Here is a 23,300-nt window from a genome sequence, read left to right on the forward strand (position 1 = left end):
TATGGGAGATGCAATAACTCTCTGGCCACTGATGGGCATCGCCGTCATTGTGGTTGGATTTCTTTTACGTTTTAACCCGGTGCTGGTGGTCATTGTCGCCGGAATCGTCACTGGACTGGCGGCGCAAATGCCGTTCGCCACGATCCTCGAAAAGTTGGGCGAAGGTTTTCTCAACACCCGCAACCTGCCGTTTATCCTGCTGATCCCGCTGGCGGTTATTGGCCTGCTCGAGCGTCACGGTCTGAAAGAACGCGCTCAGGCGTGGATTGCCAAAATTCAAAGCGCCACGTCAGGTCGCCTGCTGATTGTCTATCTGTTCATTCGTGAGGCTACCGCTGCGCTGGGACTGACCAGTCTGGGCGGACATCCGCAAATGGTGCGCCCGCTGTTAGCGCCAATGGCGGAAGGGGCAGCGGAGAAAACGTACGGGACATTGCCCGGCGCGGTGCGCTACCGCCTGCGGGCGATGTCGGCGGCGACGGATAACGTGGGACTCTTTTTTGGTGAGGATATCTTCGTGGCGTTCGGCGCGATTATCTTCATGCACAACTTTATGCTGGAGTCCGGCGGCATTCAGACCGAGCCGCTGCACATTGCCCTGTGGGGGATCCCGACGGCCCTGTGCGCCTTTGTGATCCACGGCACGCGACTGTGGCGACTGGATAACTATCTGCAACGCGAGATGGCGAAAGCCGGTTCTGTCGACACCCGCAAAGGAGAGGCGCAATGAATTTTCAGCAAAGCTACCTCTACTGGCTGGCGGGGATCGTTCTGCTCATTGTCGCCATCATGTCCTGGCAGGACAAAGCCAATCCGCGTCGGTTGACGACGGGGCTATTCTGGGGCGTCTACGGGCTGTTGTTCTTACTGGGCGACTGGACATATCAACTGGTGGGCGACAAACGTACGGTTAACATTGCCGTGGGCGTCGCGGTGGTGTTAATGGCGTTGATCGCCGGCTTTGGCGGCGTGAAATTGGGGAGTTATCATCAGCGTACCCGCGAGCAGCGTGAAGAGAGTGCCACGCGTCTGGGGAACCGCCTGTTTTATCCGGCGCTGGCCATTCCGGTTGTCACCGTGATTGGTGTGCTGATGTTCAACCATATTCCGGGATTGCAGGATGCCCTGTTTGGACCAGGCAATCACGCCACGCTGGTGACGCTGTTCTCGATGACCGCAGGCTCGCTGATTGGTCTGGGTATGGCGATTAAAATGACCCATGAGAAGGTGCATCAACCAGTCCAGGAAGCGCGCCGCCTGCTGGATTCCATCGGTTGGGCATTTATTCTGCCGCAGATCCTCGCGACGTTAGGGCTGCTGTTTACGGCGGCAGGCGTCGGCAGCGGAATTTCGTATCTTACGCAAGAGTATCTGGCCGTCGACAGCCGCTTCATTGCGGTGGCGGTGTATACCATTGGGATGGCCCTGCTGACGATGGTGATGGGCAATGCGTTTGCCGCCTTCCCGATTGTCACGGCGGGGATTGGCATTCCGATTCTGGTGCTCCAGCACGGCGGGAATCCGGCGGTGATGGCGGCCATCGGGATGTTCTCCGGCTATTGCGGCACGCTGATGACGCCGATGGCGGCGAACTTTAACATTGTGCCTGCCGCGCTGCTGGAACTGCCGGATAAAAACGCGGTCATTAAAGCGCAGGTGCCGACCGGTGTGCTGTTACTGCTCGTTAACGTGTTCCTGATGTATTTCCTGATGTTCCTGTAAGGAGGACGGATGAAAACAGTCTTAATTACCGGGTTTGAGCCCTTCGGCGGCGAGCAGGTTAACCCTTCCTGGGAAGTGGTCTCTCGCCTCGACAATGCTATCATCGCGGAGTGTCGCGTGGTGGCACGCCAACTGCCGTGTGTGTTTGGCGACGCGCTCAGTGTGCTGAACTCGGCCATTGATACGCTCTCTCCGTCGCTGGTGTTGGCGATCGGTCAGGCGGGCGGACGGTCGGATATCACCGTTGAGCGCGTGGCTGTCAACGTCGACGACGCCCGTATCCCGGACAATAAAGGCCAACAGCCGGTGGATGAGCCGATTGTTGTCGGCGGGCCTGCGGCCTGGTTTAGCACGCTGCCGATCAAAGCGATGGTGGCGGCGATGCGTGAAGCCGGCGTGCCAGCGTCGGTATCACAGACGGCGGGGACGTTTGTCTGCAACCATGTGATGTACGGATTGCTGCACAAACTGAGCGGCAGTGCGGAGGTGAAGGGGGGATTCATCCATATCCCTTATCTGCCGCAGCAGGCGGCGGCGCATCCGGGGGCACCCAGTATGGCGGCGGAAACGGTGCGTCTGGCGCTGGAGGTGGCGATCGCCACCGCATTACAGGTCGACGATGACATCGCCGTGACGGGTGGTGCCACGCACTAATCTTCTCAGATAAGGACAGAACCATGCCTGAAGGCCCGGAAATCCGCCGCGCGGCGGATAACCTGGAGGCGGCGATCAAAGGCAAACCCTTGACGGATGTCTGGTTTGCCTTTGCGCAGTTAAAACCGTATCAATCCCCGCTGGTGGGGCAGACCGTCACGGCGATGGAGACGCGCGGCAAAGCGCTGCTGACCCATTTTTCCGATGGCCTGACGCTCTACAGCCATAACCAGCTGTATGGCGTCTGGCGCGTGGTGGACAGTGGCGACACGCCGCAAACCACCCGCGTTCTGCGCGTTAAACTGCAAACGGCGGACAAAACCATTCTGCTCTACAGCGCGTCTGATATTGAAATGTTGACGCCGGCGCAACTGACCACCCATCCCTTTCTGCAGCGGGTCGGACCGGACGTGCTGGACCCGCGCCTGACGCCTGAGGCGGTGAAAACCCGGTTACTCTCACCGCGTTTTCGCAACCGCCAGTTTTCTGGTCTGCTGCTGGATCAAGCCTTTCTTGCCGGGCTGGGGAACTATCTGCGGGTGGAGATCCTCTGGCAGGTGGGATTAACCGGTCAGCATAAAGCCCGCGATCTCAGCGAGGTGCAACTGGAAGCGTTATCGCATGCGCTGTTGGATATTCCGCGCCTGTCGTATACCACGCGCGGTCAGGCGGATGACAACAAACATCATGGCGCGCTGTTTCGTTTTAAGGTGTTCCACCGCGACGGTGAACCCTGCGAGCGCTGCGGCGGGATCATCGCAAAAACCACGCTCTCTTCCCGCCCGTTTTATTGGTGTCCACATTGCCAGCATTAATGCGCCTGTCGTGGCGCCTTTGCTGAAATAAAGCGGGCGATGGCCGGGCCGGTGAGGAGAATACTGAACAAGCGCAGGGTTTGCATCGCCATAATCAGCGTCATATCAGCGTGACTGCCGGCGGCAATCACCGCAACCGTATCCAGCCCGCCAGGGCTGGTCGCGAGATAGGCGGTTAAAAAATCAATCTGCATATAGTGGGCGAGCCCCCAGGCCATCGCCGCACAAATCGCCAGTAAGGCGAAGATGGAGACCAGGATCTGCGGCAACGGTCGCAGCGCCATAAAAAACACTTGTTTGTCGAACCCGAGGCCAATCTGCCAGCCGATAATCATATAGGCTATTGCCAGCAGCCATTCCGGCAGTTCAATTACCATCACGCCGCTCGCGTGCAGCACTGCGCCGACCAGCATCGGCACCAGCATCGTACCGGAGGGAATGCGCAGCACCCGTCCAATCACGCTGGCTACCGCCGCTAGCAGCAGCGTAGTGAACAAATTGCCGCTCAGCGGCGGGAACCACTCAATCTGTTGGCTGACGGCTTCCGCGCTTTCGCCCATGATAAACCGCGTCACCAGCACCGCCGCTCCGGCGACAAACAGCACCCGCAGATACTGCATAAAGGCGACCAGACGGATGTCCGCGCCGTAATCCTGGGCCATTGCAACCATCGCCGCCGCGCCGCCAGGCGATGAGCCCCACGCGCCGGTATTACCCGGTAGCGAACTGTAGCGCACCAGCAGCCAGCCGACGACCGTGCTGGAGAGCAGCGTCACCAGCAGCACTGCCAGCACCACTACCCAGTTTGCCGCCAGCGTCGTTAATAATGAGCCTGACAAATTCTGCGCAATCATACAGCCAAGAATGGCCTGCGCGCCGAGGAACGTACAGCGAGGGAGTCGCAGGGAGATACCGCGAAGACTAAACAGAATACCGGTGATCATCGGGCCGAGCAGTAACGCCGCCGGAAGATGAATACTGAGAAAGAGCAGGGACAGAAGGAGTGACAGCAAAAACAACAAGCCCCACTGCAGAACTGGCATCCTGTGCTCCCGGAAGAAAATGAACAAACTATCCGTAAATCATAGAGAAGGGCAGAGAAGATTAATATAACGAGGGTCAAGAAAAGGTAGGGAAGATGCCGGATGGCGCTAACGCTTATCCGGCCTACGAATTGACAACCGTAGGCCGGATAAGACGCGGTAACGTCACCATCCGGCAGTCTGACGATTAATGCTTAAGGTCAGATTTAAAGTCACGCTTGTCGTAGCCGGTATACAACTGACGCGGACGCGCGATTTTCATGCCATCGGTATGCATTTCGCTCCAGTGCGCAATCCAGCCAACGGTACGCGCCATCGCGAAGATAACCGTGAACATGGAGGACGGGATCCCCATCGCTTTCAGGATGATACCGGAGTAGAAATCGACGTTCGGGTAGAGTTTCTTCTCGATGAAGTACGGGTCGTTCAGTGCGATGTGCTCCAGCTCCATTGCCACTTCCAGCAGGTCATCTTTGGTACCCAGCTCTTTCAGTACTTCGTGGCAGGTCTCACGCATCACGGTCGCACGCGGATCGTAGTTTTTGTAAACACGGTGACCGAAGCCCATCAGGCGGAAAGAGTCATTCTTGTCTTTCGCACGACGAACAAATTCCGGAATGTGTTTAACCGAGCTGATTTCTTCCAGCATTTTCAACGCCGCTTCGTTCGCGCCGCCGTGTGCCGGTCCCCACAGGGAAGCAATACCGGCCGCGATACAGGCAAACGGGTTCGCGCCAGACGAGCCGGCAGTACGTACGGTCGAGGTGGACGCGTTCTGTTCATGGTCGGCGTGCAGGATCAGGATACGGTCCATTGCGCGTTCCAGTACCGGGTTCACTTCATAAGTTTCGCACGGCGTGGAGAACATCATGTTCAGGAAGTTACCGGCGTAGGAGAGGTCATTACGCGGATAAACAAACGGCTGGCCGATAGAATATTTGTAACACATCGCCGCCATCGTCGGCATTTTGGACAGCAGACGGAATGCTGCGATTTCGCGGTGGCGCGGATTGTTAACATCCAGAGAGTCGTGATAGAACGCGGCGAGCGCACCGGTGATCCCGCACATCACCGCCATCGGATGTGAATCGCGGCGGAAAGCGTGGAACAGACGGGTGATTTGCTCATGGATCATCGTATGGCGGGTCACGGTGGTTCTGAACGCGTCGTATTCTGCCTGCGTCGGTTTTTCGCCGTTCAGCAGGATGTAACATACTTCCAGATAGTTAGACTCGGTGGCTAACTGATCGATCGGGAAGCCGCGATGTAACAAAATTCCTTCATCGCCGTCGATGAACGTAATTTTTGATTCGCAGGATGCAGTAGAGGTGAAACCAGGGTCAAAAGTGAACATCCCCTTTGAACCCAGGCTACGAATATCAATAACATCTTGACCTAGCGTGCCCTTCAGCACATCCAGTTCAATAGCAGTATCACCATTTAGCGTGAGTTTTGCTTTTGTGTCAGCCATTTACGGTCTCCTTAGCGCCTTATTGCTTAAGACTACTCAGGTGAGATTTGCCATCGATACATCAATCAACCGTTACCAGTTTGTTATTCGGCTCGCCGCTCTGGATAGAGGAGAAAACCAGGGTACAGAGCAATGGGCGCTTGCAGGTAAATCAGTTAACTCATGGTGAATTAGCAACAAATCAACAACTTAGCAATCCGAATTATTCAACCTGTCTATCACTATTAACTGTACTGAAGGGATCGGTCAATATCTTCCTACTGTTGCATAACTTATTTGCAGGTTAAAGAGTGACCCCATAACTTTTACGCATTATATGCTTTTTCTGGTGTTGTTTGTAACAACTTTGTTTAATGATTGTCAAATCAGATGATTAAAAATTAAATAAATGTTGTTATCGTGACCTGTGTCACTGTTCGGGATAAAACCCGACAAACTATATGTAGGTTAATTGTAATGATTTTGTGAACGTCCTATACTGCCGCCAGGTCTCCGGAAACCCCTGCAATCCCGAGCCACCCAGCGTTGTAACGTGTCGTTTTAGCATCTGGAAGCAGTGTTTTACATGACGCGCAGTTATAGAAAGGACGCTGTCTGACCCGCACGCAGACCGGAGGAAGGAAATCCCGTCGTCTTTCAGGCTACAGGAGATTCACTCTCTGTACCCGAAGTCCAAAGGGAATAATAAGAACAGCATGTGGGCGTTATTCATGATAAGAAATGTGAAAAAACAAAGACCTGTCAATCTGGATCTACAAACGATCCGGTTCCCAATCACGGCGATAGCGTCCATTCTCCATCGCGTTTCCGGAGTGATCACCTTTGTGGCGGTCGGGATCCTGTTGTGGTTACTGGGCACCAGCCTCTCTTCCCCTGAAGGATTCCAACAGGCATCCGCCATCATGGGTAGCTTTTTTGTTAAATTTATTATGTGGGGCATCCTCACCGCGCTGGCGTATCACGTCGTGGTCGGCGTGCGTCACATGATGATGGATTTTGGTTATTTGGAAGAAACATTCGAAGCGGGTAAACGCTCTGCCAAAATCTCTTTTGTTATCACTGTCGTGCTTTCACTTCTCGCAGGAGTCCTCGTATGGTAAGCAACGCCTCCGCACTAGGACGCAATGGCGTACATGACTTCATCCTGGTCCGTGCTACCGCTATCGTTCTGACGCTATACATCATCTATATGGTGGGTTTCTTCGCTACAAGCGGCTCACTCACCTGGGAAGTCTGGACCGGTTTCTTCTCATCGGCTTTCACCAAAGTCTTCACCCTGCTGGCACTTTTCTCCATCTTGATTCATGCCTGGATCGGCATGTGGCAGGTGTTGACCGACTACGTTAAACCACTGGCAATTCGTTTGCCGCTGCAGCTGGCTATCGTCGTTGCACTGGTGGTTTACGTGATTTATGGATTCGTTGTGGTGTGGGGTGTGTAATGAAACTGCCAGTCAGAGAATTTGATGCTGTAGTCATTGGTGCAGGCGGCGCAGGTATGCGCGCAGCGCTGCAAATTTCCCAAAGCGGCCAGACCTGTGCGCTGCTGTCCAAAGTGTTCCCGACCCGTTCCCATACCGTTTCCGCGCAGGGTGGCATCACCGTTGCGCTCGGTAATACCCATGAAGATAACTGGGAATGGCACATGTACGACACCGTTAAAGGGTCGGACTACATCGGTGACCAGGACGCGATCGAATATATGTGTAAAACCGGCCCGGAAGCGATTCTGGAACTGGAACACATGGGTCTGCCGTTCTCCCGTCTTGACGATGGCAAAATTTACCAGCGTCCGTTTGGCGGCCAGTCGAAAAACTTCGGCGGCGAGCAGGCGGCACGTACCGCGGCGGCGGCTGACCGTACCGGTCACGCGCTGCTGCATACGCTGTATCAGCAGAACCTGAAAAACCACACCACGATTTTCTCCGAGTGGTATGCGCTGGATCTGGTGAAAAACGCCGATGGCGCGGTGGTCGGTTGTACCGCACTGTGCATCGAAACCGGTGAAGTGGTCTACTTCAAAGCCCGTGCAACGGTGCTGGCAACCGGCGGCGCAGGCCGTATCTATCAGTCCACCACTAACGCCCACATTAACACCGGCGACGGCGTAGGTATGGCTATCCGCGCGGGCGTGCCGGTGCAGGATATGGAAATGTGGCAGTTCCACCCCACCGGTATTGCCGGCGCGGGCGTTCTGGTGACAGAAGGCTGTCGCGGCGAGGGCGGTTATCTGCTGAACAAACACGGCGAGCGCTTTATGGAGCGTTATGCCCCGAATGCGAAAGACCTTGCGGGTCGTGACGTGGTGGCGCGTTCCATCATGATCGAAATCCGTGAAGGTCGCGGCTGCGACGGCCCGTGGGGCCCGCATGCTAAACTGAAACTCGACCATCTGGGTAAAGACGTTCTTGAATCCCGTCTGCCGGGTATCCTGGAACTGTCCCGTACCTTTGCGCACGTTGACCCGGTGAAAGAGCCGATTCCGGTTATCCCAACCTGTCACTATATGATGGGCGGTATTCCGACCAAAGTGACCGGTCAGGCGCTGACGGTGAACGAGCAGGGTGAAGACGTGGTGATCCCAGGGCTGTTTGCCGTGGGTGAAATCGCCTGCGTATCGGTACACGGTGCTAACCGTCTGGGCGGTAACTCGCTGCTGGATCTGGTGGTGTTTGGTCGTGCGGCAGGTCTGCATCTGCAGGAATCTATCGCCGAGCAGGGCGAACTGCGCGACGCCACAGAAGACGAAATCGATGCTTCCCTGGCGCGTCTGAACCGCTGGAACAACAACCGTGATGGTGAAGATCCGGTGGCGATTCGCAAAGCGCTGCAAGAATGTATGCAGCATAACTTCTCGGTCTTCCGTGAAGGCGATGCGATGGCGAAAGGGCTGGAAGAGTTGAAAGCTATCCGCGAGCGTTTGAAAAATGCCCGTCTGGACGACACCTCCAGCGAATTTAACACCCAGCGCGTAGAGTGTCTGGAGCTGGATAACCTGATGGAAACGGCTTACGCGACCGCTGTATCCGCCAACTTCCGTACCGAAAGCCGTGGCGCGCATAGCCGCTTCGACTTCCCGGAGCGTGATGATGCAAACTGGCTGTGCCATTCCCTGTATCTGCCAGAGACGGAATCCATGACCCGACGTGAAGTCAACATGGAACCGAAACTGCGCCCGGCATTCCCGCCGAAGATTCGTACTTACTAATGCGGAGACAGGACAATGAAACTCGAGTTTTCAATTTATCGCTATAACCCGGATGTTGATGATGCTCCGCGCATGCAGGATTACACCCTGGAAGGCGAAGAAGGGCGCGACATGATGCTGCTGGACGCGTTGATGCAGCTCAAAGAGAAAGATCCCACGCTCTCTTTCCGCCGCTCCTGCCGTGAAGGCGTGTGCGGTTCAGACGGCGTGAACATGAACGGGAAGAACGGTCTGGCTTGCATTACGCCAGTGTCAGCGCTGGTTCAGCCTGGTAAGAAAATTGTTATCCGTCCGCTGCCCGGATTGCCGGTGGTCCGCGATTTGGTAGTAGACATGGGGCAATTCTATGCACAATATGAGAAGATTAAGCCTTACTTATTGAATAATGGGCAAAATCCGCCGGCTCGCGAGCATTTACAGATGCCTGAGCAGCGTGAAAAACTTGATGGGCTGTATGAATGTATCCTGTGTGCATGCTGCTCAACGTCTTGCCCATCCTTCTGGTGGAATCCGGATAAGTTTATCGGCCCGGCAGGTCTGTTAGCAGCGTATCGCTTCCTGATCGACAGCCGTGATACTGAAACCGACAGCCGTCTGGAAGGGCTAAGTGATGCATTCAGCGTATTCCGCTGTCACAGCATCATGAACTGCGTCAGTGTATGTCCTAAGGGACTGAACCCGACGCGCGCCATCGGCCATATTAAGTCGATGCTGTTGCAACGTAGTGCGTAAGTAGGCATTGCCCGCGGTGGCAATCCTGTAGGCCGGATAAGACGTTTACGTTGCCATCCGGCACATTTTGCCTGATGGCACTTCGCTTATCAGGCCTACGGGGTCGCCATCCGGCAAATGAGTGCAGGAAACCTCTAAAAACTGCCCCCTATGTTTGACAGTTTTTAAAGGTTCCTTAGCGGACGCAGATCACACGACAGTCCGTAACAAGTGAACCCCGGCACGCATACGGCGTATGCGTGGTAGTATCCACGGCGAAGTAAGCATATAAATGCTTAAGGGATCACGATGCAGAACAGCGCTTTGAAAGCCTGGTTGGACTCTTCTTACCTCTCTGGCGCAAACCAGAGCTGGATAGAACAGCTCTATGAAGACTTCTTAACCGATCCTGACTCGGTAGACGCTAACTGGCGTTCGACGTTCCAGCAGTTACCTGGCACCGGAGTCAAACCGGATCAATTCCATTCCAAAACACGTGATTATTTCCGTCGTCTGGCGAAGGATGCCTCACGTTACTCTTCTTCAATTTCCGACCCTGACACCAATGTGAAGCAGGTAAAAGTCCTGCAGCTCATTAACGCTTATCGCTTCCGTGGTCACCAGCATGCGAATCTCGATCCGCTGGGACTGTGGCAGCAAGAAACTGTGGCCGATCTGGATCCCTCCTTCCACGATCTGACAGAGGCCGATTTCCAGGAAAGCTTTAACGTAGGTTCTTTTGCCGGCGGCAAAGAGACGATGAAGCTGGGTGAGTTGATTTCTGCGCTCAAACAAACGTACTGCGGCCCGATTGGCGCTGAGTACATGCACATCACCAGCACCGAAGAGAAACGCTGGCTGCAACAGCGGATCGAATCCGGTCGCGCCGCATTCAGCGGTGAAGAGAAAAAACGCTTCCTGAGCGAACTGACCGCAGCAGAAGGTCTGGAACGTTACCTGGGCGCGAAATTCCCGGGGGCGAAACGCTTCTCGCTGGAAGGCGGCGATGCGTTAATCCCAATGCTCAAAGAGATGATTCGCCATGCTGGCAACAGCGGCACCCGTGAAGTGGTGCTGGGGATGGCGCACCGTGGTCGTCTGAACGTACTGGTCAACGTGTTGGGTAAAAAACCGCAGGACCTGTTCGACGAATTTGCGGGCAAACATAAAGAACATCTCGGCACCGGCGACGTGAAGTACCACATGGGTTTCTCGTCAGATATCGAAACCGAAGGCGGTCTGGTTCACCTGGCGCTGGCGTTTAACCCGTCACATCTGGAAATCGTCAGCCCGGTGGTGATTGGTTCCGTGCGTGCGCGTCTGGACCGACTGGACGAACCCAGCAGCAACAAAGTCCTGCCGATCACCATTCACGGGGACGCCGCGGTCACCGGGCAGGGCGTGGTTCAGGAAACCCTGAACATGTCGAAAGCGCGGGGTTACGAAGTGGGCGGTACCGTTCGCATCGTAATCAACAATCAGGTGGGCTTCACCACCTCTAACCCGCTGGATGCCCGCTCCACCCCGTACTGCACCGACATTGGTAAAATGGTACAGGCGCCTATCTTCCACGTGAATGCGGACGATCCGGAAGCGGTCGCGTTCGTGACGCGTCTGGCGCTGGACTTCCGTAACACCTTCAAACGCGACGTCTTCATCGATCTGGTGTGCTACCGCCGTCACGGCCACAACGAAGCCGACGAGCCGAGCGCAACCCAGCCGCTGATGTATCAGAAAATCAAAAAGCATCCGACTCCGCGCAAAATCTACGCTGATAAGCTGGAAGCGGATAAGGTCGCGACGCTGGAAGATGCCACTGAAATGGTCAACCTGTATCGCGACGCGCTGGACGCGGGCGAATGCGTGGTGAAAGAGTGGCGTCCGATGAACATGCACTCCTTTACCTGGTCGCCGTACCTCAACCACGAGTGGGATGAAAACTACCCGAACCAGGTGGAGATGAAGCGTCTGCAGGAACTGGCGAAACGCATCAGTACGGTGCCGGAAGCGGTGGAAATGCAGTCACGCGTCGCGAAGATTTACGGCGATCGTCAGGCGATGGCCGCCGGTGAGAAGCTGTTCGACTGGGGCGGCGCCGAGAATCTGGCCTACGCCACGCTGGTTGACGAAGGTATTCCGGTTCGTCTGTCCGGTGAGGACTCAGGTCGCGGCACCTTCTTCCACCGTCACGCGGTCATTCACAACCAGGCGAACGGTTCAACCTATACCCCGCTGCAGCATGTGCATAACGGACAGGGTTCCTTCCGCGTCTGGGACTCCGTGCTGTCTGAAGAAGCGGTACTGGCATTCGAATACGGCTATGCCACGGCGGAACCGCGTACCCTGACCATCTGGGAAGCGCAGTTTGGTGACTTCGCCAACGGTGCACAAGTGGTTATCGACCAGTTCATCTCCTCCGGCGAGCAGAAATGGGGCCGGATGTGTGGTCTGGTGATGCTGCTGCCGCACGGTTACGAAGGGCAGGGGCCGGAGCACTCCTCCGCGCGTCTGGAACGTTATCTGCAGCTTTGCGCCGAGCAAAACATGCAGGTGTGCGTACCGTCTACCCCGGCACAGGTGTATCACATGCTGCGTCGTCAGGCGCTGCGCGGAATGCGTCGTCCGCTGGTGGTCATGTCGCCGAAATCGCTGCTGCGCCATCCGCTGGCCGTCTCCAGTCTGGATGAACTGGCTAACGGCACCTTCATGCCGGCCATCGGCGAAGTTGATGACCTCGATCCGAAAGGCGTGAAGCGCGTGGTGATGTGTTCTGGTAAGGTTTATTACGACCTGCTGGAACAGCGTCGCAAGAACAACCAGAAAGATGTCGCCATCGTGCGCATCGAACAACTCTATCCTTTCCCGCATCAGGCGATGCAGGAAGTATTAAAACAGTACGCTCACGTACATGATTTTGTCTGGTGCCAGGAAGAGCCGCTCAACCAGGGCGCATGGTACTGCAGCCAGCATCATTTCCGTGAAGTAATTCCATTTGGGTCCGCTCTGCGTTATGCAGGTCGCCCGGCCTCCGCCTCTCCGGCGGTAGGGTATCTGTCCGTTCACCAGAAACAGCAACAAGATCTGGTTAATGACGCGCTGAACGTCGATTAATTAAAGGATAAATAATGAGTAGCGTAGATATTCTTGTTCCCGACCTGCCTGAGTCCGTAGCGGACGCGACTGTTGCCACCTGGCACAAAAAACCGGGTGATGCAGTGGTTCGTGACGAAGTGCTGGTAGAAATCGAAACTGACAAAGTGGTACTGGAAGTACCGGCATCAGCGGACGGCATTCTGGATGCGGTTCTGGAAGACGAAGGCACGACCGTGACTTCGCGCCAGATCCTGGGTCGCCTGCGTGAAGGCAACAGCGCCGGTAAAGAAACCAGCGCCAAGTCTGAAGAAAAAGCGTCCACCCCGGCGCAGCGTCAGCAGGCCTCTCTGGAAGAACAAAACAACGATGCGCTGAGCCCGGCGATCCGTCGCCTGCTGGCTGAGCACAACCTCGACGCCAGTGCTATCAAAGGCACCGGTGTAGGTGGTCGCATCACCCGTGAAGATGTGGATAAGCACCTGGCAAAAGCGCCTGCGAAAACCGAGGCCAAAGCCGCATCAGCAGCGCCTGCTGCACAGCCAGTTCTGGGTGCGCGCAGCGAAAAACGCGTACCGATGACCCGTCTGCGCAAACGCGTTGCCGAGCGTCTGCTGGAAGCGAAAAACTCCACCGCCATGCTGACGACCTTCAACGAAGTCAACATGAAGCCGATTATGGATCTGCGTAAGCAGTACGGTGAAGCGTTTGAAAAACGTCACGGCATCCGTCTGGGCTTCATGTCCTTCTACGTGAAGGCCGTGGTGGAAGCGCTGAAACGCTATCCGGAAGTGAACGCCTCTATCGATGGCGACGACGTGGTGTATCACAACTACTTCGACGTGAGCATGGCGGTTTCTACGCCGCGCGGCCTGGTGACCCCGGTTCTGCGTGACGTTGATACGCTGGGTATGGCTGACATCGAGAAAAACATCAAGACGCTGGCAATCAAAGGTCGCGATGGCAAGCTGACGGTAGAAGATCTGACGGGCGGTAACTTCACCATCACCAACGGTGGCGTGTTCAGTTCCCTTATGTCTACGCCGATCATCAACCCGCCGCAGAGCGCGATCCTCGGGATGCACGCGATTAAAGATCGTCCGATGGCGGTAGATGGCAAGGTGGAAATCCTGCCGATGATGTACCTGGCGCTGTCCTACGATCACCGCCTGATCGATGGTCGCGAATCCGTGGGCTTCCTGGTGGCGATTAAAGAACTGCTGGAAGATCCGACACGTCTGCTGCTGGACGTGTAGTAAACAAGAGTATCACCTGCCCGTAGGCCGGATAAGGCGTTTACGCCGCCATCCGGCATTGATGAGATGCCTGATGGCGACGCTACCGCGTCTTATCAGGCCTACGGTTTAAGATAACGATTACCTGAAGGATGGACAGAACACATGAACTTACATGAATACCAGGCAAAACAACTTTTTGCCCGCTATGGCTTACCGGCGCCGGTGGGTTATGCCTGTACTACTCCGCGTGAAGCTGAAGAAGCGGCATCGAAAATCGGTGCAGGTCCGTGGGTAGTAAAATGTCAGGTTCACGCGGGTGGCCGTGGTAAAGCGGGCGGTGTGAAAGTGGTCAAAAGCAAAGAAGAGATTCGCGCTTTTGCTGAACACTGGCTGGGCAAACGTCTGGTGACCTATCAAACAGACGCCAACGGTCAACCGGTAAACCAGATTCTGGTTGAAGCAGCGACCGATATCGATAAAGAGCTGTACCTGGGCGCGGTGGTTGACCGTAGCTCCCGTCGCGTGGTCTTCATGGCCTCCACCGAAGGCGGCGTAGAAATTGAAAAAGTCGCGGAAGAAACCCCGCACCTGATCCACAAAGTTGCGCTCGATCCGCTGACCGGCCCAATGCCGTATCAGGGACGCGAGCTGGCGTTCAAACTGGGTCTGGAAGGCAAACTGGTTCAGCAATTCACCAAAATCTTCATGGGTCTGGCGACGATTTTCCTTGAGCGCGACCTGGCACTGATCGAAATCAACCCGCTGGTTATCACGAAGCAGGGCGATCTGATCTGCCTCGACGGCAAACTGGGCGCTGACGGCAACGCGCTGTTCCGCCAGCCGGATCTGCGTGAAATGCGCGACCAGTCTCAGGAAGACCCGCGTGAAGCGCAGGCTGCGCAGTGGGAACTGAACTACGTCGCACTGGATGGCAACATCGGCTGTATGGTTAACGGCGCGGGTCTGGCGATGGGCACCATGGACATCGTGAAACTGCACGGCGGCGAACCGGCTAACTTCCTTGACGTTGGCGGCGGCGCAACCAAAGAGCGTGTGACCGAAGCGTTCAAAATTATCCTCTCTGACGACAACGTTAAAGCGGTTCTGGTTAACATCTTCGGCGGTATTGTGCGTTGCGATCTGATCGCTGACGGCATCATCGGTGCGGTAGCGGAAGTGGGTGTTAACGTACCGGTCGTGGTTCGTCTGGAAGGCAACAACGCCGAACTCGGCGCGAAGAAACTGGCTGACAGCGGCCTGAATATTATTGCAGCGAAAAGTCTGACGGATGCAGCTCAGCAGGTTGTTGCCGCAGTGGAGGGGAAATAATGTCTGTTTTAATCAATAAAAACACCAAGGTTATCTGTCAGGGTTTTACCGGTAGCCAGGGGACGTTCCACTCCGAACAGGCGATTGCTTACGGTACGCAGATGGTTGGCGGCGTAACGCCAGGTAAAGGCGGCACCACGCACCTGGGTCTGCCAGTGTTCAACACCGTGCGTGAAGCGGTTGAAGCAACGGGCGCAACCGCAACGGTTATCTACGTTCCGGCACCGTTCTGCAAAGACTCCATTCTGGAAGCGATCGACGCAGGTATCAAACTCATCATCACTATCACCGAAGGTATCCCGACGCTGGATATGCTGACCGTGAAGGTGAAACTGGATGAAGCCGGCGTACGCATGATCGGGCCGAACTGCCCGGGCGTTATCACCCCTGGCGAATGCAAAATCGGCATCATGCCGGGTCACATCCATAAGCCAGGTAAAGTGGGTATCGTCTCCCGCTCCGGTACGCTGACCTATGAAGCGGTTAAGCAGACCACCGACTACGGTTTCGGCCAGTCCACCTGTGTGGGCATCGGCGGCGACCCGATCCCGGGTTCTAACTTTATCGACATCCTGAAACTGTTCCAGGAAGATCCGCAGACCGAAGCGATCGTGATGATCGGTGAGATCGGCGGTAGCGCAGAAGAAGAAGCGGCTGCTTACATTAAAGATCACGTCACCAAACCGGTGGTTGGCTACATCGCCGGTGTGACCGCGCCGAAAGGCAAGCGCATGGGTCACGCAGGGGCCATCATCGCTGGGGGTAAAGGGACAGCAGATGAGAAATTTGCTGCCCTGGAAGCTGCTGGCGTGAAAACCGTTCGCAGCCTCGCCGATATCGGCGAAGCGCTGAAAGCCGTGATTAAGTAAGACTCAAATAAGCAATAAAACAGTCTACTCCCCTTCATTTACCCGTGATGAAGGGGCAAAGACTGGTCCAGTTTCGACATGGTTGGCCATCTGATGATGGCCTTTTTTTTACCTGCAGGTTTGCCGGATGGCGCTGTCGCTTATCCGGCCTACGGGTGTAGGCCTGATAAGATGCGCCAGCATCGCCATCAGACGCTCACGCGCTTTCCGCCAGCGTTTTCAGCCAGCGAATACCGCTTTCTGGTGAGGTCATCACCGGGACGGGCGGAGGAGGAAGCTGTTGCAGAACGCGCGCCATCGACGCCTGTGCCAGCATCACAACATCGGCCTGTTTATAGGCGCTGTGTAATCCTTCACTGACGATGCGGTCGTGGGTCTCCATATCACCCGCCAGCAGGGCGTGGAAGGCCTCCTCCATCAATATCGGCGTCACCGAGCATGGCTTGCCGCTGGCCTGCACTTTGCGCTGCACGTACTCCAGCGTCGGTTTCATCGTGGTGGCGACGGTGGCCAGTACGGCAATGTTTTCACCCAGGCTAATGGCGTTTTCCACCATCGCGCAGTCGATACGGGCAAGTTGCAGCGGCGTCATAAACTGGCACTGCTCTACCGCTGTGCCAATGGACGAGCAGGCGGTGATGAAAATCTCACAGTCTGCTTTTTCGGCAATGTGAACATAGTCGGCAATGCGTGCCGCAATGTTCGGCGTAACGCCCCCGGCTTTCATCACCTGTTTGATCATCGACTCTTCGACCAGGTGCATCACTTCCGCCTCTGGCATGATGTCCCCGATCAGTTGCTGCATCATGGCGAGCGTGGCGGAACTGGTGTGAAGCATAGCGATCTTTTTCATTCTGCGATCTCCTTGAGCAAACTTTCGGCAACGGCCATGGCCGCATCGTGATCTTCCTGCGCGGACAGTCCGCCGACCGCGACGGCCCCCAGGCATTTACCGTTGTGAAGAATCGGTACACCGCCGGGCAGCGCGGTAAAACGGGGGTCAGCAAAGTAGCTGATATCCAGCGACTCTTTTTGCAGGCGTTGTAGGAACGCCTGTGTGGTGCAGCCTAAACGGCTGCTGGTGCGTGCTTTGCGCTGTGTCAGCTCAATGGTTAACAGTTTGGCGTTATCCATACGAGCAAAGCTCAGTAATTCACCGTTGGCGTCGCACACTGCTACGCTGAGCGGACGTTGCGTATAACGGGTATCGGCGAGATCGAGCGCACAGTCTACCGCGCGTCGTGCCTGTTCCAGAGTTAACGTCATCATTGCTGGTTATCCTTTTGACAGAGGTTCTGATATTGGCTGAGCAGGCGTGTTTTGACTCAGGGCCTGTGCTTGTCGGGCATCTTTTTTGCGCCAGTAGTTAGCCAGCAGCGAGCCGCTGACGTTGCCAAGCGGCGTCATGACCGCAGAGGCGAGACCGACGGTTGCCAGTTTGCCCATCGCGGCAGCAAGACCCGACGCCATACCGCCGTTTTGCAGACCGACTTCAAAGGCCACCGTCCGCGCAGACTGGACATCCATACGGAAGATCCAGCGGCTCATCAGATAGCCAATCAGGAAGCCGCCGAGGTTGTGCATCAGCATGGCGAAGCAGAGCAGGAAACCGACCTGCACCAGGTTGTCGCGTCCGGCAGCCGCCGCGGTGGTGGTAAAGAAAATGATGCCCATCATTGAGATGGTCGGCATGACTTTCTTAACGCCGTCCACGCGGCTGTAGAGCCAGTTGTAGAACAGCGCCCAGATAATCCCGCCTGCCACAAAGTTCAGCACGACCGCGTACATTTGTGCGTCAGCGCTGGCGCTGCCAAACAGCGAGTCCCAACCGCCGGCAATCATATACAGCAGCCAGACGGCGCTGATCCCGGCCAGAATTTGCACGGTACGACGCCCCTGCACACCGGCATAGGTTTTCAGGTAGTCGTGTAAAATCGCCGCGCCAATTGGGATCAGCACGATTTTCACCACGTCCATCACCATCGCGGTGAGCTGGATGTCGATCATCGATCCAGCCAGCAGATTCACCCACAGCGGCGTCATCACCGTCGCCGCCAGCGTCGAGACGGCGGCGATAGAGACCGCCAGCGCCAGGTTGGCGTTAGCGATATACACCATCACGGTGGAGGAGAGCCCGCTGGGGCAGGAACCAATCAGCAGAATGCCCACAGCCACTTCCGGCGGGAAGTCAAAGAGCAGCGTGATGCTCAGACCAAGCAAAGGCATGATGACGAAATGACAGAAGGTGCCGATGAACACCGCCCATGGCATTTTGGCAACGTCGATAAAATCCTGAATCGTGAGTTTGGTGCCCATACTGAACATGGTCGCCTGGATCACTAAGAAGACGATCCACTTATGCGTGATGTTGAATCCGCCCCAGACGATCAGATCGGTTGACCAGGTCATCGCGGCGACAAAGCCGGCGATGATCCACAGGGTAAACTGATAGCTGCGAAGACCAGGCCAATAACCCGCGCCTGCCGCGAAGCCTGCTGTCAGCATCACCAGCCCCGGCTGCCAGAGGGCGGGAGACTGCATCAGCGCGCCAATTGCCGCCAGTGCGCCACCGGCGATGCAGACGCCCAGTCCGGTTTTGTGAATAACGGTCGTGATAGTCATGATGAAATGTCCTTTCTCTCGTTATTACTGTCGTGGTGGAATAGCTAACATTTGCCGCGCAATATCTGGCGTGGCGACCTTTTTATCCATACTGCGAATAAGCGTGGCGAGTTTGGCAACTTGCTGATAATTATGCTGGGCTTTCTCTTCTGCGCTTAAATAATAGCTGTCTTCAAAACCAATCCTCACTTCACTGGCACCCATTCCGACCGCTGCTGCAATAATATCGAAGTTCTTACGGCCAAAATGCGTAATTCCCCACAAAGCGTCACGTGGAATCATACTCCGCAAGGCAATTAACGCATCAACCGTCGCCGGGGAACTTCCACGATGGCCGAGCACTATATTGAATAACATGGGCTTTCTGAACTGAATTTTTTCTTCCAGCGCCAGGATGTTATTAATCATCCCTATTTCAAAGACTTCGAATTCAGGAATAATTGAACGCTGGGTAATTTGTTGGGAACAATATTCGACGTCCGGTCCGGGATTAAAATACACGGCATCGCCGAGGTTAACGGAGCCGACGTTCAGCGAGGCCATTTCGACGCCGGGACAATCCAGCGGCGCGCAGCGTTCGACAATCGACATAGCGGAGACGCCACCGGTAGAGGCCTGAATAATCAGGTCAGAATGGCGCATGACGTCATCGATTGTCGCCTGAAAATCCGTGGTGTCCGGCGTCAGGCGACCCTGCTTATCGCGAACGTGTAAATGCACTATTGCCGCACCATGTTCGACGCAGGCCAATATTTCCTGCGCCAGTTCTTCGGGTATAACTCTGGGGCAATCCGCGGCAACGGGTGCCAACGAGATAATAACAGTATCCGACATGTGTTCCTCCGGTATTCCGGTACAGAGATATTAAAATTATAAGTACGGTGTCATCCAGCGTAACGATTCGGGCCCTGGTGTTGACGGTTTGTATTCACAACCCATCCAGCCCTGATAACCTGTCTGCTTAATAAAATCAAAGAGCCATGCTTCGTTTAATTCTCCCGTTCCTGGCTCATGGCGACCAGGCACAGAAGCAATCTGAAAATGTTTAATTATCGGTAAATAGCGTTCAATAAAATGCGCAACATTACCGTGTATTTTTTGGCAGTGATAAATATCAAACTGTAAGCCGATATTTTTTCTGTCCACTTCGTTAATCAGACTTTCGGCCAGAGGAAAGCTGTCGACGAAATAACCTGGCATATCTTGCGGATTTAAGGGTTCAATCAGTACGTCTATTCCGGCCTCGACCATGACGTCACAGGCGATACGCAGTCTGTCAGTCAATCGTTCGCGCTGGGCGCTGGCGGAAAGCGTGTCCACGCGCAGTCCGGCCATGACGTGCACCTTGCGACAACCTAACGCCGTGGCGTAATCGCGGGCAATCATCAGACTGCGCTGATATTCCTCATCACGCTCAGGCAGGGACGCCAGCCCACGTTCACCTGCCTGCCAGTTACCCGCCGGGGCGTTCATCAACGCTACTGGCAGGCCGGTTTCCTGCTGCGCTGCCAGTAGAACGTCCAGCGAATGCTGCCAGAGAAACAGCCCTTCAACGCCGTGGAAACCCGCCGCCTTAGCTGCCTGAAAGCGTCCGGCAATGGGGTGTTCGCAAAACAGCCAGTCGAGGTTAGCCGCTAACTTCAGCATGGTGCGTTCCCTCCCGGCAATCAACCAGATGCAGTTTCACGCCCTGGCTGGCAATGGTGTCCTGCGCCACATCGGGTAACTGGTTATCCGAAATAATGTCGGTCAGTTGATCCAGCGAGCAGATGTGGAACATCCCGTATTTGCCAAATTTACTGCTGTCGCAGACCAGCACCCGACGGCGGGAGACGGTGAGCACAGCCTCTTTCACCGAGGCTTTGCCCTCGCTGGGGGTCGACATACCGCGTTCGGTATCCCATGAGGACGAGCTGAGAAACGCCACGTCGATGTTAATCGTGCGCAGAAAGCTGGCAGCGCTTTTCCCAAGGCAGGAACGGTTGCGCTGATCCACCAGACCTCCGGTGTGATACAGCGTGATGTGCGGCATGTCCATCAGGTAGTGGCTGATGGAAAAATCGTTCGTCACCACCGTCAGGTTGAAGCAGTGGCTGGCGGCGACCGCTTTCGCCACTTCAAACAGTGAGGTGCCGGCATCCAGATACAGCGTTTGCCCCGGTTCGATCAGCATTGCGGCAAGCTGTCCCATCCGCCGCTTCACCTCATGATGCAGTTCGGCCTTTTCCCGCCACGGCAGTTCCGATTTCAGCAGATTGTTGAGTTTCACCCCGCCATTAATCGAGATGACTTTGCCTTCTTCTTCCAGCAACTGAATATCGCGACGCACGGTCATGTGTGACACGCTCATCAGATCCGCCAGCTCATTAAACGAGGCGACGTTTTTTTCATGCACGTAGCGGTAGATAAAATCACGTCGTTGTTCGGGGATCATCATTTCACCTCATGCTCGCTGGGATTGTTCGAGTTCAGCCACCGCTTCCGCCGTGAGCGGCACGTAACCGAGGGGTTTTAAGGTCAGCCAGATGCGGGCGCTGTCTTCCAGCTCTTCGGCATTAAACACCGCCTCACGAAGTGAGCGACCACTGACTACCGGGCCATGATTGGCCAGGAGCGCCGCAGTATGGTCCGCCGCAATTTCGCTAAGTGCGCTGGCAATGCCTTCATGACCAGGTTTGAAATAGGGCAGAAGCGGCAACTGCCCGACGCGCATCACGTAGTACGGCGTTAACGGCGGAAGACAGTTTTCCGGCGTGCTGCACGGCAGACAGGAAAGGGCGGTCAGCCACGGCGAGTGCAGATGGACCACCGCGCCGCAGGCCGGACGATGGCGATACCAGGCCAGGTGCATAGGCACCTCTTTTGATGGCTTATCGCCACTCAGGTGAACGCCGTTGGCATCCAGTTTACTGAGCGTGGCGGCGTCCAGCTCTCCCAGGCAGGAGTTGGTCGGTGTGACCAGATAGCCGCCGTCCGGCAGCCTTACGCTCAGGTTGCCCGAGCCGCCGCTGCTGAAGCCGCGCATAAACAGAGAGCGACCATAATGCACCAGCTGTTCGCGGAGTTGCTGTTCGGTAAGCGGGTTCATGATGTGTACTCCTGCGCGGTAAAAAAGAACTCTTCATCACCGAAGTTGCCTGACTTCAATGCCAGCGCTAACGGTGGTTCGGCGGAAAACACCCAGGGGACGCCGGGGGCGATGGCTTTACCGACCGCCAGTCGCGATACCCGCAACGCTTCCACTACGGTGCCGGACGTTTCGCCGCCCGCAACGATAAAACCGTTCACACCTGCGGCCTGCAGTTTGGCCGTCAGTCTGGCAAAGGTATGTTCAATCGCCCGGCTGGCAGGCTGCTCGCCATACTCCTGTTGAATGCGTTTTAGTGCTTCCGGCGGCTGGGTGGCGTAAATCAGCGGGGCGAGCGCGTCATCGACATGCGCCATCGCCCACAGCGACAGCTCATCGCTGTAATCTTCTGCGTCTGCCAGGCAGCGCGCCACGTCGAGTAAACGGGACGCGGCCCGCGCTTTATAGCGGTTCACCTGGCGGTTGCTCATGGTGGAACAGCTTCCGGAAAAGACCACCGTTTTTGCAGGCTGCGGGAAAGGATGTGCCGCCTCCTGTCCACGCTGCGGGGTGGCGCACGCGGCCAGTGCACCGCCCAGACCGGAACCGCTCGCCAGCAGCGGCGTATGACGCAAGGCCTGAGCGAGAGTCTGCAGATCGGCTTCACTGAACGTATCCACGATCACGTGGCGTACACCTTCAGACTGACAGCGGTCCAGGGCGTGAGTGACCGCTTCCACACCTCTTTGAATCGTGCTGAGATCGATGCGTCCGACGGTACGGGGGGTTTGCGCCGCGAGCAGTCGAATCAGGTTCGCGTCGGTCATCGGGTTGAGCGGATGTTTCTCCATGCCGGATTCGTTCAGCAATACGCCATTCACAAACAGATGGCCGTGGATCACCGTCCGTCCGTTTTGCGGCAGGGCAGGACAGTGAATGATGTACGGCGTGTGCATGGCTTCCATCAGCGCATCGCTGACCGGACCGATATTACCGGCAGGGGTGGAATCAAAGGTGGAACAATATTTGAAGTAAATCTGCTGCGCACCGGCTGTGTTGTGCAGCCATTGCCAGCAGCGTAATGATTGATCGACGGCCTGGTCAGCCGCCAGAGAACGGCTTTTAAGCGAGATGACAATCGCGTCGACCTCTTCATTCCACGGCTGTGCGGCGTCTGGCATACCGGGCAGCAGTGCGACTCGCCAGCCTTGCTCAGCCATAAAACTTGCTATATCCGTTGCGCCAGTAAAGTCGTCGGCGATAACACCTGTCGTGACGGGCATACATCCACTCCGTTCAGATTGTCTGGTAATTGAGCCTATTATTCAGGAGGACGTTTCACATTCACATGATGATTCTCACAAATAAGCACATCATAAAATTGTATGAATACTTAATAACTTTATGAAAACAATAGATAAAATTTCAATTCACATTGAAATAATGCTCACAGAGTGATGTG

The 23,300-nt window shown here is 55.7% G+C and carries 22 protein-coding genes; 12 read left to right on the forward strand and 10 right to left on the reverse strand.

Features of this window, described 5'->3' with window-relative positions; all coding sequences use genetic code 11:
* Window position 1: 1 nt before the first annotated feature.
* From OGY35_RS15210 to nei, 4 genes are read left to right on the forward strand one after another with little or no spacing between them, the layout of a single operon-like run.
* Window positions 2–730: a DUF969 domain-containing protein gene (locus OGY35_RS15210; RefSeq protein ID WP_046477539.1), complete on the forward strand. Its 729-nt coding sequence runs from the start codon at window positions 2–4 to the stop codon at window positions 728–730.
* Window positions 727–1,722, forward strand: coding sequence for a DUF979 domain-containing protein (locus OGY35_RS15215; RefSeq protein ID WP_046477541.1), 996 nt, complete (start codon window positions 727–729; stop codon window positions 1,720–1,722). Before OGY35_RS15210 ends, OGY35_RS15215 begins: the two co-directional genes overlap by 4 nt.
* A gap of 9 nt (window positions 1,723–1,731) precedes the next feature.
* Entirely contained in the window at window positions 1,732–2,376 is a 645-nt protein-coding gene (gene pcp, locus OGY35_RS15220; RefSeq protein ID WP_286632699.1) for a pyroglutamyl-peptidase I, read from the forward strand.
* Between the two features lie 23 nt (window positions 2,377–2,399).
* Complete coding sequence (gene nei / locus OGY35_RS15225; RefSeq protein WP_286632700.1) at window positions 2,400–3,191, forward strand: endonuclease VIII; 792 nt, start codon at window positions 2,400–2,402, stop codon at window positions 3,189–3,191.
* Here the strand turns inward: nei and OGY35_RS15230 are convergent.
* Window positions 3,188–4,234 carry an AbrB family transcriptional regulator gene (locus OGY35_RS15230; RefSeq protein WP_286632701.1) on the reverse strand — a complete coding sequence of 349 codons (1,047 nt, stop codon included), beginning with the start codon at window positions 4,232–4,234 and terminating at the stop codon, window positions 3,188–3,190. The two genes, nei and OGY35_RS15230, sit on opposite strands and share 4 nt — an antisense overlap.
* Before the next feature lie 187 nt (window positions 4,235–4,421).
* Window positions 4,422–5,705: a citrate synthase gene (locus OGY35_RS15235; RefSeq protein WP_152405451.1), complete on the reverse strand. Its 1,284-nt coding sequence runs from the start codon at window positions 5,703–5,705 to the stop codon at window positions 4,422–4,424.
* 695 nt (window positions 5,706–6,400) lie between these two features.
* On the opposite strand from OGY35_RS15235, the gene sdhC reads away from it, so the two are divergent.
* The 8 genes from sdhC (at window position 6,401) to sucD (ending at window position 16,149) form a co-directional block, all read left to right on the forward strand.
* Window positions 6,401–6,805: a succinate dehydrogenase cytochrome b556 subunit gene (gene sdhC / locus OGY35_RS15240; RefSeq protein WP_043001371.1), complete on the forward strand. Its 405-nt coding sequence runs from the start codon at window positions 6,401–6,403 to the stop codon at window positions 6,803–6,805.
* Window positions 6,799–7,146 carry a succinate dehydrogenase membrane anchor subunit gene (gene sdhD, locus OGY35_RS15245; RefSeq protein WP_046477550.1) on the forward strand — a complete coding sequence of 116 codons (348 nt, stop codon included), beginning with the start codon at window positions 6,799–6,801 and terminating at the stop codon, window positions 7,144–7,146. The genes sdhC and sdhD overlap by 7 nt, the downstream gene beginning before the upstream one ends.
* Complete coding sequence (gene sdhA / locus OGY35_RS15250; RefSeq protein WP_152405450.1) at window positions 7,146–8,912, forward strand: succinate dehydrogenase flavoprotein subunit; 1,767 nt, start codon at window positions 7,146–7,148, stop codon at window positions 8,910–8,912. The genes sdhD and sdhA overlap by 1 nt, the downstream gene beginning before the upstream one ends.
* A 15-nt stretch (window positions 8,913–8,927) precedes the next feature.
* On the forward strand, window positions 8,928–9,644 hold the full coding sequence (sdhB, locus tag OGY35_RS15255; RefSeq protein ID WP_286632703.1) for a succinate dehydrogenase iron-sulfur subunit SdhB: 717 nt from the start codon (window positions 8,928–8,930) through the stop codon (window positions 9,642–9,644).
* A gap of 288 nt (window positions 9,645–9,932) precedes the next feature.
* Window positions 9,933–12,734: a 2-oxoglutarate dehydrogenase E1 component gene (gene sucA, locus OGY35_RS15260; RefSeq protein ID WP_195506045.1), complete on the forward strand. Its 2,802-nt coding sequence runs from the start codon at window positions 9,933–9,935 to the stop codon at window positions 12,732–12,734.
* A 14-nt stretch (window positions 12,735–12,748) separates the two neighbouring features.
* Complete coding sequence (gene odhB, locus OGY35_RS15265) at window positions 12,749–13,969, forward strand: 2-oxoglutarate dehydrogenase complex dihydrolipoyllysine-residue succinyltransferase (RefSeq protein ID WP_286632706.1); 1,221 nt, start codon at window positions 12,749–12,751, stop codon at window positions 13,967–13,969.
* Between the two features lie 144 nt (window positions 13,970–14,113).
* Window positions 14,114–15,280, forward strand: coding sequence for an ADP-forming succinate--CoA ligase subunit beta (gene sucC / locus OGY35_RS15270; protein WP_042320639.1), 1,167 nt, complete (start codon window positions 14,114–14,116; stop codon window positions 15,278–15,280).
* The gene (sucD, locus tag OGY35_RS15275) at window positions 15,280–16,149 is read left to right on the forward strand and encodes a succinate--CoA ligase subunit alpha (RefSeq protein WP_152405446.1); all 870 of its coding nucleotides are present in this window, start codon (window positions 15,280–15,282) and stop codon (window positions 16,147–16,149) included. The genes sucC and sucD overlap by 1 nt, the downstream gene beginning before the upstream one ends.
* 196 nt (window positions 16,150–16,345) lie before the next feature.
* Here sucD and OGY35_RS15280 read toward each other — a convergent pair whose 3' ends face one another.
* Genes OGY35_RS15280 through otnK form a run of 8 tightly spaced genes read right to left on the reverse strand, consistent with a single transcriptional unit; the run spans window position 16,346 to window position 23,121 of the window.
* Entirely contained in the window at window positions 16,346–17,002 is a 657-nt protein-coding gene (locus tag OGY35_RS15280; RefSeq protein WP_152405437.1) for an aspartate/glutamate racemase family protein, read from the reverse strand.
* The gene (locus OGY35_RS15285) at window positions 16,999–17,418 is read right to left on the reverse strand and encodes a GlcG/HbpS family heme-binding protein (protein WP_178823495.1); all 420 of its coding nucleotides are present in this window, start codon (window positions 17,416–17,418) and stop codon (window positions 16,999–17,001) included. The genes OGY35_RS15280 and OGY35_RS15285 overlap by 4 nt, the downstream gene beginning before the upstream one ends.
* A 6-nt stretch (window positions 17,419–17,424) precedes the next feature.
* Window positions 17,425–18,771, reverse strand: a complete 1,347-nt coding sequence (locus OGY35_RS15290) for a bile acid:sodium symporter family protein (protein WP_286632707.1) — start codon at window positions 18,769–18,771, stop codon at window positions 17,425–17,427.
* Between the two features lie 24 nt (window positions 18,772–18,795).
* Window positions 18,796–19,605, reverse strand: coding sequence for a beta-keto acid cleavage family enzyme (locus OGY35_RS15295; protein ID WP_286632708.1), 810 nt, complete (start codon window positions 19,603–19,605; stop codon window positions 18,796–18,798).
* A gap of 36 nt (window positions 19,606–19,641) precedes the next feature.
* On the reverse strand, window positions 19,642–20,418 hold the full coding sequence (locus tag OGY35_RS15300) for a hydroxypyruvate isomerase family protein (RefSeq protein WP_152405433.1): 777 nt from the start codon (window positions 20,416–20,418) through the stop codon (window positions 19,642–19,644).
* The gene (locus tag OGY35_RS15305) at window positions 20,399–21,208 is read right to left on the reverse strand and encodes a DeoR/GlpR family DNA-binding transcription regulator (RefSeq protein ID WP_174349147.1); all 810 of its coding nucleotides are present in this window, start codon (window positions 21,206–21,208) and stop codon (window positions 20,399–20,401) included. Before OGY35_RS15305 ends, OGY35_RS15300 begins: the two co-directional genes overlap by 20 nt.
* Window positions 21,209–21,214: 6 nt before the next feature.
* Window positions 21,215–21,859, reverse strand: coding sequence for a 3-oxo-tetronate 4-phosphate decarboxylase (gene otnC / locus OGY35_RS15310; RefSeq protein ID WP_284554212.1), 645 nt, complete (start codon window positions 21,857–21,859; stop codon window positions 21,215–21,217).
* A complete protein-coding gene (gene otnK / locus OGY35_RS15315) occupies window positions 21,856–23,121 on the reverse strand; it encodes a 3-oxo-tetronate kinase (protein WP_286632711.1) in 1,266 nt (421 codons plus the stop codon). Before otnK ends, otnC begins: the two co-directional genes overlap by 4 nt.
* Window positions 23,122–23,300: the final 179 nt, after the last annotated feature.

The sequence above is a fragment of the Citrobacter sp. Ct235 genome, from assembly GCF_030332305.1.
Classification (GTDB): Bacteria; Pseudomonadota; Gammaproteobacteria; order Enterobacterales; family Enterobacteriaceae; genus Citrobacter_A; species Citrobacter_A telavivensis.